The 13,063-nt window shown below is 45.2% G+C and carries 12 protein-coding genes and 4 tRNA genes; 12 read left to right on the top strand and 4 right to left on the bottom strand.

The genetic code is table 11. From position 1 onward, the window contains the following. The first annotated feature begins 163 nt into the window (after positions 1-163). The 3 genes from NSQ16_RS21185 to rplI are packed head-to-tail and all read left to right on the top strand — an operon-like array spanning position 164 to position 3,555. Positions 164-1,093 (top strand): YybS family protein, encoded by a 930-nt coding sequence (locus tag NSQ16_RS21185; RefSeq protein WP_003226911.1) that lies wholly within the window; start codon positions 164-166, stop codon positions 1,091-1,093. A gap of 36 nt (positions 1,094-1,129) precedes the next feature. After that, positions 1,130-3,109 (top strand): cyclic-di-AMP phosphodiesterase GdpP, encoded by a 1,980-nt coding sequence (gene gdpP / locus NSQ16_RS21180; protein ID WP_003242517.1) that lies wholly within the window; start codon positions 1,130-1,132, stop codon positions 3,107-3,109. After that, positions 3,106-3,555 carry a 50S ribosomal protein L9 gene (rplI, locus tag NSQ16_RS21175; protein WP_003226915.1) on the top strand — a complete coding sequence of 150 codons (450 nt, stop codon included), beginning with the start codon at positions 3,106-3,108 and terminating at the stop codon, positions 3,553-3,555. The genes gdpP and rplI overlap by 4 nt, the downstream gene beginning before the upstream one ends. A 36-nt stretch (positions 3,556-3,591) precedes the next feature. On the opposite strand, the gene NSQ16_RS21170 is transcribed toward rplI, so the two are convergent. The 3 genes from NSQ16_RS21170 to NSQ16_RS21160 form a co-directional block, all read right to left on the bottom strand. Beyond that, positions 3,592-5,649: a glycosyltransferase family 39 protein gene (locus NSQ16_RS21170; protein ID WP_230488689.1), complete on the bottom strand. Its 2,058-nt coding sequence runs from the start codon at positions 5,647-5,649 to the stop codon at positions 3,592-3,594. A gap of 105 nt (positions 5,650-5,754) precedes the next feature. Further along, the gene (locus tag NSQ16_RS21165) at positions 5,755-6,963 is read right to left on the bottom strand and encodes a CynX/NimT family MFS transporter (RefSeq protein ID WP_163182288.1); all 1,209 of its coding nucleotides are present in this window, start codon (positions 6,961-6,963) and stop codon (positions 5,755-5,757) included. A 72-nt stretch (positions 6,964-7,035) separates the two neighbouring features. Next, the gene (locus NSQ16_RS21160) at positions 7,036-7,176 is read right to left on the bottom strand and encodes a YycC family protein (RefSeq protein WP_003242786.1); all 141 of its coding nucleotides are present in this window, start codon (positions 7,174-7,176) and stop codon (positions 7,036-7,038) included. Positions 7,177-7,296: 120 nt separating this feature from the next. Here NSQ16_RS21160 and NSQ16_RS21155 point away from each other — a divergent pair, with 120 nt between their 5' ends. After that, a complete protein-coding gene (locus NSQ16_RS21155) occupies positions 7,297-7,500 on the top strand; it encodes a hypothetical protein (protein WP_003244312.1) in 204 nt (67 codons plus the stop codon). A 47-nt stretch (positions 7,501-7,547) separates the two neighbouring features. Here the strand turns inward: NSQ16_RS21155 and NSQ16_RS21150 are convergent, their stop codons facing one another. Further along, on the bottom strand, positions 7,548-7,748 hold the full coding sequence (locus NSQ16_RS21150; protein ID WP_003226922.1) for a DUF2188 domain-containing protein: 201 nt from the start codon (positions 7,746-7,748) through the stop codon (positions 7,548-7,550). Between the two features lie 169 nt (positions 7,749-7,917). Here NSQ16_RS21150 and dnaB point away from each other — a divergent pair, with 169 nt between their 5' ends. The 8 genes from dnaB to walR all read left to right on the top strand — a co-directional run bounded on the left by dnaB (position 7,918) and on the right by walR (position 13,058). Then, positions 7,918-9,282, top strand: a complete 1,365-nt coding sequence (gene dnaB, locus NSQ16_RS21145; RefSeq protein WP_003226923.1) for a replicative DNA helicase — start codon at positions 7,918-7,920, stop codon at positions 9,280-9,282. A 121-nt stretch (positions 9,283-9,403) separates the two neighbouring features. Beyond that, positions 9,404-9,823: a VOC family protein gene (locus tag NSQ16_RS21140; RefSeq protein ID WP_163182287.1), complete on the top strand. Its 420-nt coding sequence runs from the start codon at positions 9,404-9,406 to the stop codon at positions 9,821-9,823. Positions 9,824-10,028: 205 nt separating this feature from the next. Beyond that, positions 10,029-11,321 (top strand): adenylosuccinate synthase, encoded by a 1,293-nt coding sequence (gene purA, locus NSQ16_RS21135; protein WP_080530016.1) that lies wholly within the window; start codon positions 10,029-10,031, stop codon positions 11,319-11,321. A gap of 223 nt (positions 11,322-11,544) precedes the next feature. After that, positions 11,545-11,620, top strand: a tRNA-Lys gene (locus tag NSQ16_RS21130). A 9-nt stretch (positions 11,621-11,629) separates the two neighbouring features. Then, positions 11,630-11,701, top strand: a tRNA-Glu gene (locus tag NSQ16_RS21125). Between the two features lie 81 nt (positions 11,702-11,782). After that, positions 11,783-11,859, top strand: a tRNA-Asp gene (locus tag NSQ16_RS21120). Positions 11,860-11,894: 35 nt separating this feature from the next. Beyond that, a tRNA-Phe gene (locus tag NSQ16_RS21115) sits at positions 11,895-11,967 on the top strand. Between the two features lie 383 nt (positions 11,968-12,350). Further along, the gene (gene walR, locus NSQ16_RS21110) at positions 12,351-13,058 is read left to right on the top strand and encodes a cell wall metabolism DNA-binding response regulator WalR (protein ID WP_003244363.1); all 708 of its coding nucleotides are present in this window, start codon (positions 12,351-12,353) and stop codon (positions 13,056-13,058) included. Positions 13,059-13,063 lie beyond the last annotated feature (5 nt).

The raw sequence follows: 13,063 nt of genomic DNA, 5'->3' as shown, positions 1-13,063 counted from the left end.
AGCGTCATTTTACTTGCGATTTGGACTTATGTTAAAATATAAAAGTAAAATTTAGAGATGATATAAAAACATTCGGTGCAACGTATGTTGCAGCGATGAAAAAGAGCAGTCGTTTATGCTGCTCTTTTCTATTCGTATGTTCAGGATGATACGAGGTGACTAAGTGAAACAAACGAGAGCTTTAATGGAAGGTGCTATTTTAATCAGTCTGTTTGCGATCATCACGCTTCTGGTCGTTTATGTTCCTGTGATTGGAACAATTCTGTTATTTGCACTGCCGCTGCCAATGATCTTGTATACGATCAGACATGGATTGAAGCTAGGGATATGGATGGGCGCTGTCAGTCTTCCGGTTGTTTTTATTGTCGGGTCCTTTAACGGGCTTATTGTAGCTTTTATGTCAGCTTGCGCCGGCATTGCCATGGGACATTTTTTCAAAAGGAAAGAGCCCGGGCACGCCATTATTTCGGGCGCTCTTATTTATATGCTTAGTATTGTCTTCTATTTTGTGATAAGCATTCAGTTTTTGGGTATCAATATCATTGATGAGGCGATGACACAATACCGGCAATCTCTTGATATGGTAGAAACTGTAGCGAAGCAGTCGGGCAATGCTGGACAGTTTGAGAAGCAATTAAAACTGATGGAAGAACAATTGGGTATCGTTCAATATCTTTTTCCAACAGCTATTGTGATGGTAGGAGTTATTTTTTCTTTCCTCAGTTACCTTATCGCTAAGCCGCTCTTAAGGCGATTCTCCCCCGATATTCCTAATCTAAAGCCTTTTAGAGAGTTGAAGTTTCCGCAAAGTGTTGTAGTACTGTATTTGATTATTGTCATGCTTTCATTTTTGCCTTTAGAAAAAGGCCAAATGCTGTACTCTATCGCTTTAAATGGGGAGTTTATACTCGGGTTTCTGATTTTCATCCAAGGTTTATCATTTATCTTTTTCTATTGCCATAAGAAACAATATCCAAAGGCTGCGGCTGTGATTGCTGTCATACTTGGGTTTGTGCATCCGGTCTTCATGGCAGCCATTCGCATTTTAGGCGTTTTAGATATGGGCTTTCATATAAGGAATAAGGTGAAGTGAACATGAGTTTTACTCACATGGTGGGGAGTGATAGAAATGCCAAGCTTTTATGAAAAACCGCTGTTTCGGTATCCCATCTATGCATTGATTGCTCTGTCAATTATTACAATCCTCATCAGCTTTTATTTTAACTGGATATTAGGAACCGTCGAAGTGCTGCTGCTGGCAGTTATTTTGTTTTTTATTAAGCGTGCTGATTCTCTTATTCGACAAGAGATTGATGCTTATATTTCTACGTTGTCCTACAGGTTGAAAAAAGTCGGTGAAGAGGCATTGATGGAAATGCCGATTGGAATCATGCTTTTTAATGACCAATATTATATAGAATGGGCAAATCCGTTTCTTTCCTCTTGCTTTAATGAAAGCACTTTAGTGGGGAGATCACTTTACGATACTTGTGAATCGGTAGTGCCGCTTATCAAACAAGAGGTGGAATCGGAAACGGTTACATTGAATGACCGCAAGTTTAGGGTTGTCATCAAACGGGATGAGCGTCTGTTATATTTCTTTGATGTAACAGAACAAATTCAGATTGAAAAGCTATATGAAAACGAAAGAACCGTCCTGGCATATATTTTCCTTGATAACTATGATGATGTGACACAAGGATTGGATGACCAGACGAGAAGCACGATGAACAGCCAGGTGACATCTTTGCTGAACGCTTGGGCGCAGGAGTACGGGATCTTCTTGAAAAGGACGTCTTCAGAACGCTTTATCGCTGTACTTAATGAACACATCTTAACTGAACTCGAAAATTCGAAGTTTTCGATTCTTGATGAAGTGCGGGAAAAAACCTCGTTTGACGGTGTAGCGCTGACGTTAAGCGTCGGTGTCGGGGCTTCAGTCTCTTCCCTGAAAGAACTTGGCGATTTGGCGCAATCCAGCTTGGACTTAGCACTGGGACGCGGCGGAGACCAGGTAGCCATTAAGCTGCCAAACGGCAAGGTGAAGTTTTACGGCGGTAAAACAAACCCAATGGAGAAACGAACAAGGGTGCGGGCCCGCGTGATTTCTCACGCCTTAAAGGAAATCGTCACCGAAAGCAGCAATGTAATTATCATGGGGCATAAATTCCCTGACATGGATTCTATCGGCGCAGCGATCGGGATTTTAAAGGTGGCTCAGGCAAATAACAAAGATGGTTTTATCGTGATTGACCCAAATCAAATCGGATCAAGTGTGCAGCGTTTGATTGGGGAAATCAAAAAATATGAAGAACTGTGGTCAAGATTTATTACGCCTGAAGAAGCAATGGAAATTTCCAATGATGACACACTGCTTGTGATCGTTGATACACATAAGCCGTCACTTGTTATGGAGGAACGGCTGGTCAATAAAATTGAACATATCGTGGTCATTGACCATCACCGAAGAGGTGAGGAGTTTATCAGAGATCCGTTGCTCGTTTATATGGAACCATACGCTTCTTCCACAGCGGAATTGGTGACAGAGCTGCTTGAATATCAGCCGAAGCGCTTAAAAATCAATATGATTGAAGCAACAGCCCTATTAGCTGGTATAATAGTGGATACAAAGAGCTTTTCTCTCCGCACGGGCTCGCGGACTTTCGATGCGGCTTCTTATTTAAGGGCAAAAGGCGCCGACACGGTGCTGGTGCAGAAGTTCCTGAAAGAAACCGTTGATTCCTATATTAAACGGGCGAAGCTGATCCAGCATACGGTCCTCTATAAAGATAACATTGCGATTGCTTCTCTTCCGGAAAATGAAGAGGAATACTTCGATCAAGTGCTGATTGCGCAGGCTGCCGATTCGCTGCTGTCGATGAGTGAGGTTGAGGCTTCATTTGCGGTGGCGAGACGGGATGAACAAACGGTTTGTATCAGTGCGCGGTCGCTTGGCGAGGTAAATGTTCAGATCATCATGGAGGCCCTGGAAGGCGGAGGGCATTTAACAAATGCGGCGACTCAGTTGTCCGGCATTTCAGTTTCTGAAGCGCTGGAACGGCTGAAGCACGCCATAGATGAGTATTTTGAGGGAGGCGTACAGAGATGAAGGTTATTTTCTTACAAGATGTAAAAGGAAAAGGAAAAAAAGGCGAAGTCAAAAACGTAGCAGACGGTTATGCGCATAACTTTCTAATTAAAAAAGGCCTCGCGGTTGAAGCGAACGCGTCAAACATCAGCGCGTTAAACGGACAAAAGCAGAAAGAGAAAAAAGAAGCCATTGCTGAGCTTGAGCAGGCTAAGAGCTTGAAAGAGACATTAGAAAAACTGACTGTTGAGCTTAGCGCAAAATCAGGTGAGGGCGGCCGTTTATTTGGTTCAGTGACAAGCAAGCAAATCACTGAACAGCTCCAAAAAGACCATAACATTAAAGTAGATAAGCGGAAGCTTGAACTGCCGGACGGCATTCGTGCATTAGGATATACAAACGTGCCTGTGAAGCTGCATCCTGAAGTGCAGGCTGTGTTAAAGGTACATGTAAAAGAAGAAGCTTAATAGAAAAGAGGCTTGGATGAATCCAAGCCTCTTTTTTTATTCCACGAGATAAAGAGTTTGCTGGCTTTCTCCGCCAGGTCCTCTTCGCATTCCCTGCACGCTGTTTGTGCTGCTGGAGGAACCGCTGTACTCGTCAGATGTTATTTCTTTTCCGTTTTTCTTAATCCAGGAAACAAGTTCGCTGTTGCCTGAGTTGTTTTCTGACAGAAGGAAGTATTTCACTTTGCCTTCTTTGATCAGTTTTTTCAGTTCCGACACAGTCAGAATGGGATCCGTGCCGTTAAATCCGCCCATTGCCATAACAGATTCATTTTCGTAAATGATGTATGGCGCAGCTGTTACGGTTGTCAAAGTAGCAAATAAATATTCTTCGCCGGTATTGTGTTTTCTCAGATAGGACAGGAGCCCGCTGTCGACCTCTGAAGAGAACATGTTCCCGCCGTTTGCTGAGCCTTTGAGCTGCGGGCCGGATTCAGGAAGGACGCTGTTGCCACCGTATAGAAGCGGCGTTGCTGACCAGTAAACAGGTGTGAGAAGCAGAACGCACAAGCTGATGATGGTCAGCTGCTTACTGAACGTATGGCTGCGTTTAAGCATCAGAAGTGCAAGGGTGATACCGAGTCCTACGAGTCCCAGGACATACATCCACACACTGCCGATTTGGCTTGTATAAGCACTCAGAATATACACCTGGAACACGGTTGTGATCAGAACGGCTGCCGGCAGAAGATAGCTGGGCCAGTCTTGATTATTTTTGTATAAGCGGTGCATCGTATACCATCCGATACCAGAAAGGGCGGCAATCGGCGGTGCCAGCATAATCAAATAATACTGGTGGAAGAATCCTGCGATGCTGAAGAAACCAGCCACGGGAACAAGCCAAGCCGCCCAGAATAGCGTTTCTTTCATTTCAGCAGCATGTCCGCGGCGATCACGGTACCAGCTGACGATTGCGCCCAGTAATCCGATCAATGAGAATGGAAGCATCCAGCTGATTTGGCCGGAAAGTGCTGATTGGAAAAGACGAAGCGGTCCAGGATCACCGGTGCCGAACATATTCACGCTTTTTCCGCCTCTACCGCCAGGCCCTCCATTTCCAGGCCCGTTGCCACCTGTGGGAGGTGTGCCTCCGCCTCCATTGAGAGCGCCGGTTTGTCCGTTAGGCGGCTGAGGCGCCTGTGAATGGTTTCCGAATGATTGATTTCCGTTCTGAGAAAAAGATGAACCGTCGCCATTTGGCGCTTGCATGTTGTCTTGATTCTGCATGTTCCCTCCGCCAGCAGCATTCATATCACCCTTTGCAAGGCCCGTAGTTTGCCCAAGCAGACGCTCTGTGCCGTTGTAGCCAAAGGCCAGTTCTAGCACTGAGTTAGTCTGGCTGCTTCCTACATAAGGCCGGCTTGAGGAAGAGGCTGAATCCACTGCTATCGCCCATGAGAGTGAAAGGCCTGTCAGAAGGACAAGAGACAGAAGCAGGGAACCGATTTTTTTCTTGAGGGAAACCCGAGATGCAACCATGTAGAATAACACAAATGCAGGCAATACCATAAACGCTTGCATCATCTTCATATTAAAGGCGAGCCCAATCAGGGCAAATGCCATCAGCAGCCAAACCAGCTTGCCTTGTTTTACTGCCCGAAACAGGCAAGCTGAACCGAGCAATATGGTAAAAACGAGCATGCTGTCGATATTGTTTGTCCGGCTGACAGCTACTGCGATAGGGGTCAGTGCCATAACAAGTGCGGAAATGCGGGCCGCTCCAATTCCAAAAGTCGGCTTGATCATTCTGTAGAGAAGGAAGACAGATCCAACTCCGGCAAGAGCCTGGGGAATGATGACACTCCACGTGTGAACACCGAAAATCAGTGCGAAAATCGTTTGAATCCATAACACGACAGGAGGCTTATCTACTGTCACAAATCCAGAAGGGTCAAATGACGCATAAAAGAAATTATGGAAGCTTTGCGTCATGCTTTTTACAGCCGCCAAATAGTACTGGTTCGCTGTATCATCCTGCCAAATGTGATACGTATTCAAAAAAGCTGCTGCCAGCAAAATAAGAATAAGGGCTGCGTCGAATCGTTTGGTTTTCATCGTTTTTCACCTCTTTATGGTGTCTCATTGTAAAAAACAAATATGAAAAACTTATGAATAAACCATAAATATTCAAAGAAAAAAGCGGAGATATTTTCCCCGCTTTTATGCTGAATTTCTTTGTTTTTCTGACTGGAAAATGTATCGATCTCGTCCGGCTCCCTGTCCGGCTGCTCCCATTACGATCAGGGCAGCAATGAGAAGCACAATCGGCATCGTCCATGAATGCGTCTGGTCAAAGAGATAGCCGACAAAGATTGGCCCGACTGCTGCCAGCAGGTAGCCGAATGACTGAGACATGCCTGACAGCGCAGCGGCCTGTTGGGCATTTTCACTGCGGAGACCAATCAAAGTGAGCGCCAGACTAATGCTGGAGCCTTGCCCGATACCGATAATGATCATCCAGATGGCAAGCAATGTATGGCTTCCGCCCGCTAATAATCCGCAGAGGCCGATCAGATAAACTGAGGCCAGCGCCGCAACGATACCACGCTGCTGTTTCACACGGTCAGCTAAAACTGGTGTCAAAAAAGTGGAAGGCAGACTCGCAAATTGCATGAGTGATACCATCCATCCGGCTGTTGCCGTATCAATCCCGTGTGAACGGAGAATTTCAGGAAACCAAGCGATGCTGCTGTAAAATAAAAACGATTGCAGGCCCATAAAGATGGTGACATACCATGCCATTTTGGAAGCCCAAATGGAACTGGATTGCAGCTTCATTGTCTGGTTTGCCGTATCCCGGTGGCGCAGCTGAGGTATCCAGATTAGCAATGCAAGTAAAGCCAGCCCGCCCCATAAGAGAAAGGCATGTTTCCATCCGCCATCCATCTGGGTCGCTAAAGGCACGCTGACACCCGATGCTAAAGCTGCGAATATATTCATTGATGTCGTATACAGGCTGATCATGATCCCTGGCTTTTCAGGGTATTTATGTTTGATTAAGCTTGGCAAAAGTACGTTACCAATCGCAATTCCGACTCCGATAAGTGCCGTTCCGAAAAACAAAGCGGCAGTATAGCCGGTAGAACGAGTCAAAACACCGATAAGCAGTATCACGAGACCTAGCCATAAAGTTCGCTCATTTCCGAGGCGCTGTCCAAGCTTAGGTGCAAGTGGAGAAAGAACTGCAAACGAAAGCAGCGGCAGTGCGGTCAAAAAACCGGCTGCCCCATTGGACATGTGCAGCTCTGCCCGGATAGAGCTGATGACCGGACCGACTGAAGTGATCGCGGGCCGTAAGTTAAAGGCGATAAAGATAATGCCGGTGATCAGCCAAAATGATTGGATTTTTTTATTATGTGGATGTGGCAAAGCAGTTACTCCTCTTTTCTAACATATACATGATATTATCCCGAAACAGGTAAGCAAGTATGTGAATGAACGCTATGATTTGTCCTCTTTTTGCAGTTCAGCCATTTTGGCAAGCAGAATATGCTGAGGCATATGCATGATCTGTTCAAGCGGCAGATTCAAGGACTCTGCAAGCTTTTGTGCAGTTTCAGCAGAAATTTGCAAAGGTCTCACAAAAGATCCCTCCTCTCTTCTGTCCATTGTACAAGAATCAGATGTGAAATGTAAGAAGATGTCACAAAGGAATAGAGCAATCGGAAAATGACCGTTATAAAAGAGGTAAGGAGGGTTCTTATGCACGCACCGTTATCCTTATTAAAACAAATGCTGAAGGAACACCAAATAGACACTGAAAAAGCTGTCACTTTCGAAGAATATATAGCAATGAGGTTAAAGCTTCAGGAGCTGATGGGGAAATTTGCTTCGATCGGGGAGTGGGATCTGTATCAAAAAGCGGCAGATTTGATGATGCACATAGGCATCCAATGGATGAAATAAACCGATAACCGCCAAAAAACCCTCGCTGCAGCGAAGGCTTTCATTCATTAAAATGAGTGTTCTTCTTCCACATTTTTAAACTGGTCATAAATTACAAGCTTAGACGGACTGTTTTCCTTAGCCACCTGTTTGGCCTTTTCAATAGCGGCGTCTTTAGACGTATACAAAGCTGTCGGCGCTACATTCTCCACCTCAATAAACCAGCCGTCCGCGTCAACATTAGGCGTAATCGCATATTTCTTTATCATCTTTCATTCCTCCCTCATGTTTTATTGCATTTTTCCCGCCTTGTTACTGTCCGAAACGATCCAATCTGCTAACTGAAAAAAACAGGAAACAGACAATTTTTCTATTTTTTTTCTGTAGAAATGGTAGAATGGAGGTTGGAGATTTTTTAATGAGAGGACGGTGCTTAGCATGACAGACCTTCTGAATGACCGGCTTCCTCCGCAAAATATAGAAGCCGAACAAGCCGTGTTAGGCGCTATTTTTTTACAGCCGTCTGCTTTAACACTGGCTTCAGAAGTATTGATTCCAGATGATTTCTATAGAATGTCCCACCAAAAAATCTATAATGCGATGCTGGTGCTCGGTGACCGAGGTGAACCGGTTGATCTGGTGACAGTAACATCAGAGCTTGCGAACACAGACCTGCTGGAAGAAGTAGGCGGCATTTCATATTTGACAGATATCGCAAACTCGGTGCCGACAGCGGCTAACATAGAATATTACGCGAAAATCGTTGAGGAAAAATCGATTCTTCGCCGATTAATCAGAACTGCGACAACGATTGCTCAAGACGGGTATACCCGTGAGGATGAGGTCGAGGATTTACTAAGTGAAGCGGAAAAAACGATTATGGAAGTGGCACAGCGCAAAAACACGAGTGCCTTCCAAAATATTAAGGACGTCCTTGTCCAGACCTATGATAATATCGAACAGCTTCACAATCGAAAAGGTGATATCACGGGAATTCCAACAGGGTTTACGGAGCTTGACCGGATGACTGCGGGTTTCCAGCGCAACGACTTGATCATTGTGGCTGCCCGTCCGTCAGTAGGGAAAACAGCCTTTGCCCTGAACATCGCACAAAACGTGGCGACAAAGACCGATGAGAGCGTAGCAATTTTCAGTCTTGAGATGGGTGCAGAGCAGCTCGTTATGCGTATGCTCTGTGCCGAGGGAAATATCAATGCCCAGAATCTCCGTACAGGTAACCTGACCGAAGAGGATTGGGGCAAGCTGACGATGGCAATGGGAAGCCTATCGAACAGCGGGATTTACATCGACGATACACCGGGTATTCGAGTGAGTGAAATCCGTGCCAAGTGCCGCCGCTTGAAGCAGGAAAGCGGGCTGGGCATGATTTTGATCGATTACCTGCAATTGATTCAGGGAAGCGGTCGTTCAAAGGACAACCGTCAGCAGGAAGTATCTGAAATTTCCCGTGAACTGAAGTCGATTGCGAGGGAGCTGCAAGTCCCTGTTATCGCGCTTTCTCAGCTTTCCAGGGGTGTTGAGCAGCGTCAGGATAAACGTCCGATGATGTCTGATATCCGGGAATCAGGAAGTATCGAGCAGGACGCGGATATTGTCGCGTTCCTTTATCGTGATGACTACTATGACAAAGAAACCGAGAATAAAAATATTATCGAAATTATTATCGCCAAACAGCGTAACGGCCCGGTAGGAACCGTGTCTCTTGCGTTCGTAAAAGAATACAACAAATTCGTCAACCTGGAACGGCGTTTTGATGACGCAGGCGTTCCGCCCGGCGCATAAGCCCCAAGAGCTGCTCTTGGGGTTTTTTTTCATTCGAAAGATGGAAGAAATACCGTTCGCTCAGCGGATGAAAATTTGAAAGCGTTTTAATAAAATGGTGCAAAAAGGAGATGGTAACAATATGGGAAAACGTTTTTCGTCTTTTCAAGCAGCACAAATCCGAATTGCGCGTCCTACGGGCCAGCTTGATGAGATTATTCGTTTTTACGAAGAGGGACTGTGTTTGAAACGAATAGGAGAATTTTCAAAGCATAACGGGTATGACGGTGTCATGTTCGGCCTTCCTCATGCCGATTATCATTTGGAATTCACCCAGTATGAAGGGGGAAGCACTGCCCCCGTTCCCCATCCCGACAGCCTTCTTGTTTTTTATGTGCCGAATGCAGTTGAACTGGCAGCGATCACTTCAAAGCTAAAGCACATGGGCTATCAAGAGGCCGAATCAGAGAACCCGTACTGGAGCAATGGGGGCGTGACGATAGAGGACCCGGATGGCTGGCGGGTCGTTTTTATGAATTCAAAAGGGATATCAGGCAAGTGATTCTTTCTTGTGCTAAAGGGTGAAAGTTTCGCAAGCTTTTTATGACAAAGCAGTGAGAAAACGCTTATAAAACGAATGGAAGCGAACGAATATAGATTTACATTAATTTAATGTTCGGATTTACAATTGACTTTCTGTTTCTTCACTGATAAACTTGATTTGTTTGAATAGAATCGTTTTGAAAGGTTAACGGAGGTGCACGGACATGTCTTCAGTAGTTGTAGTAGGTACGCAATGGGGCGATGAAGGAAAAGGTAAAATTACAGATTTCCTATCAGAAAATGCAGAAGTGATCGCCCGTTATCAAGGCGGAAATAACGCAGGGCATACAATCAAGTTTGACGGAATCACATATAAGCTTCACTTAATCCCGTCTGGAATTTTCTATAAGGATAAAACGTGTGTAATCGGAAACGGAATGGTTGTAGATCCGAAAGCATTAGTCACAGAGCTTGCGTATCTTCATGAGCGCAACGTCAGTACAGATAACCTGAGAATCAGCAACAGAGCTCACGTCATTCTGCCGTATCATTTGAAATTGGATGAAGTGGAAGAAGAGCGTAAAGGGGCTAACAAGATCGGCACAACGAAAAAAGGAATCGGCCCTGCTTACATGGATAAAGCAGCCCGCATCGGAATTCGCATCGCGGATCTGTTAGACCGTGACGCGTTTGCGGAAAAGCTTGAGCGCAATCTTGAAGAAAAAAACCGTCTTCTCGAGAAAATGTACGAGACAGAAGGGTTTAAACTTGAGGATATCTTAGACGAATATTATGAGTACGGCCAGCAGATTAAAAAATATGTTTGCGATACATCTGTTGTCTTAAACGATGCTCTTGATGAAGGGCGCCGTGTATTATTTGAAGGCGCACAAGGGGTTATGCTCGATATCGACCAAGGAACATACCCGTTTGTTACGTCATCTAACCCGGTTGCCGGCGGTGTCACGATCGGTTCTGGTGTCGGCCCGACCAAAATCAAGCACGTTGTCGGTGTATCAAAAGCATATACGACTCGTGTCGGCGACGGTCCTTTCCCGACTGAGCTGAAAGATGAAATCGGCGATCAAATCCGTGAAGTCGGACGCGAATATGGAACAACAACAGGCCGCCCGCGCCGTGTCGGCTGGTTTGACAGCGTTGTTGTCCGCCACGCCCGCCGTGTGAGTGGAATTACAGATCTTTCTCTGAACTCAATTGACGTCCTAACAGGAATTGAAACGTTGAAAATCTGTGTGGCGTACCGCTACAAAGGCGAAATCATTGAAGAATTCCCAGCAAGTCTTAAGGCACTTGCTGAATGTGAGCCGGTATATGAAGAAATGCCGGGCTGGAATGAGGATATTACAGGTGCGAAGAGCTTGAGCGAGCTTCCGGAAAATGCGCGCCATTATCTTGAGCGTGTGTCTCAGCTGACAGGCATTCCGCTTTCTATTTTCTCTGTCGGTCCAGACCGCTCACAAACAAATGTCCTTCGCAGTGTGTACCGTGCGAACTAAATAGAATATGTCTGCAAGCCCCTATTTAAGGGGCTTGTTTTTGTTTGAAAGCCGCATATAAGTTGGTCTGAGAAAAAAATATGAAAAAAAACCAAAAAAGTTATTGCCACTTCTATTTGTTCGTGATATTATAAATCTCGTTGTTACGGAAACTGCTTCAATAGAGTACGAGATAAGAACTAGATCTAAGTCGTTTGCTCTATAGAAATTCCGACATCTTTAAGAGCCATTAGCTCAGTTGGTAGAGCATCTGACTTTTAATCAGAGGGTCGAAGGTTCGAGTCCTTCATGGCTCACCATTTCGTGAAGGCCCGTTGGTCAAGCGGTTAAGACACCGCCCTTTCACGGCGGTAACACGGGTTCGAATCCCGTACGGGTCATTGATTTACTTTAGCGTTATTGCTAAATTCCTTATTTGTCTGTGAGAGCTGACACGACAGCTCTCCGGGCAATTACTGTAAGGTCCGGTAGTTCAGTTGGTTAGAATGCCTGCCTGTCACGCAGGAGGTCGCGGGTTCGAGTCCCGTCCGGACCGCCATTTTACTTTACTTAGTAGAGAAAAATAAAACATTTGGCTCGGTAGCTCAGTTGGTAGAGCAACGGACTGAAAATCCGTGTGTCGGCGGTTCGATTCCGTCCCGAGCCACTTACCAAACGCATCTGCAATCGTAGGTGCGTTTTTTCTTTTAGGAAAAAGGCAAACATGAGGAGTGTTATAATAGAAGAAAAAGGGAGAACCGGCCCTGCGGCCGGTTCAAAGAAGAAGACGTCATTGATAAAGACGCACTCCGGTGAGGGGAGGTTTCAATAAAGTTATCTTTTTTAAAAAAAGTTGACCAGCATGACAATAGATAAACAACTGGCGATAAAGGTGAAACATGTGTTTTTTTTCTAAACCTTTATTTTTTTTATCTTTTGACCTTAAACCGTTATAATAGACAAGGACCCATTCTTTACATGGGCCATAAGTGATGAAACGAATGTTATATAGATGAAATGAAGTCATTCGGCAGGAGGAAAATCAAAATGATGGATAAAAAGATCCTTGTAGTAGATGATGAAAAACCGATTGCAGATATATTGGAATTTAACTTAAGAAAAGAAGGCTATGAAGTGCACTGTGCCCACGACGGAAACGAAGCCGTTGAAATGGTAGAAGAGCTTCAGCCTGATTTAATTCTTTTAGATATTATGCTCCCGAATAAAGACGGCGTTGAAGTATGCCGCGAAGTCAGAAAGAAATACGATATGCCAATCATTATGCTGACGGCTAAGGATTCAGAAATTGACAAGGTTATCGGGCTTGAAATCGGTGCTGATGACTATGTCACAAAACCATTCAGCACACGCGAGCTCTTGGCACGTGTAAAAGCGAACCTGCGTCGCCAGCTGACAACAGCGCCTGCGGAGGAAGAGCCTTCCTCTAACGAGATTCATATCGGCTCTCTCGTCATCTTCCCTGACGCGTACGTTGTATCAAAACGAGACGAAACAATCGAATTGACTCATCGTGAGTTCGAATTGCTTCATTATTTAGCAAAACATATCGGACAAGTGATGACCCGTGAACATTTGCTTCAAACCGTTTGGGGCTATGATTACTTCGGCGATGTCAGAACGGTTGACGTAACAGTCCGCCGGCTTCGTGAAAAAATCGAGGACAACCCGAGCCATCCAAATTGGATCGTCACACGCCGCGGTGTAGGTTATTACTTGAGAAACCCAGAACAGGACTAATGCCC

The organism is Bacillus sp. PS108 (genome assembly GCF_037963335.1).
Taxonomy (GTDB): Bacteria; Bacillota; Bacilli; order Bacillales; family Bacillaceae; genus Bacillus; species Bacillus subtilis.
This window is presented reverse-complemented; position numbering and strand designations above follow the sequence as displayed.

Excerpts from the sequence above, each read along its gene's own strand:
- purA (WP_080530016.1), top strand. The coding sequence starts at position 10,029 with ATGTCTTCAGTAGTTGTAGTAGGTACGCAATGGGGCGATGAAGGAAAA.
- gdpP (WP_003242517.1), top strand. The coding sequence starts at position 1,130 with ATGCCAAGCTTTTATGAAAAACCGCTGTTTCGGTATCCCATCTATGCA.
- NSQ16_RS21170 (WP_230488689.1), bottom strand. The coding sequence starts at position 5,649 with ATGAAAACCAAACGATTCGACGCAGCCCTTATTCTTATTTTGCTGGCA.
- NSQ16_RS21140 (WP_163182287.1), top strand. The coding sequence starts at position 9,404 with ATGGGAAAACGTTTTTCGTCTTTTCAAGCAGCACAAATCCGAATTGCG.
- rplI (WP_003226915.1), top strand. The coding sequence starts at position 3,106 with ATGAAGGTTATTTTCTTACAAGATGTAAAAGGAAAAGGAAAAAAAGGC.
- dnaB (WP_003226923.1), top strand. The coding sequence starts at position 7,918 with ATGACAGACCTTCTGAATGACCGGCTTCCTCCGCAAAATATAGAAGCC.
- NSQ16_RS21155 (WP_003244312.1), top strand. The coding sequence starts at position 7,297 with ATGCACGCACCGTTATCCTTATTAAAACAAATGCTGAAGGAACACCAA.
- walR (WP_003244363.1), top strand. The coding sequence starts at position 12,351 with ATGGATAAAAAGATCCTTGTAGTAGATGATGAAAAACCGATTGCAGAT.
- NSQ16_RS21150 (WP_003226922.1), bottom strand. The coding sequence starts at position 7,748 with ATGATAAAGAAATATGCGATTACGCCTAATGTTGACGCGGACGGCTGG.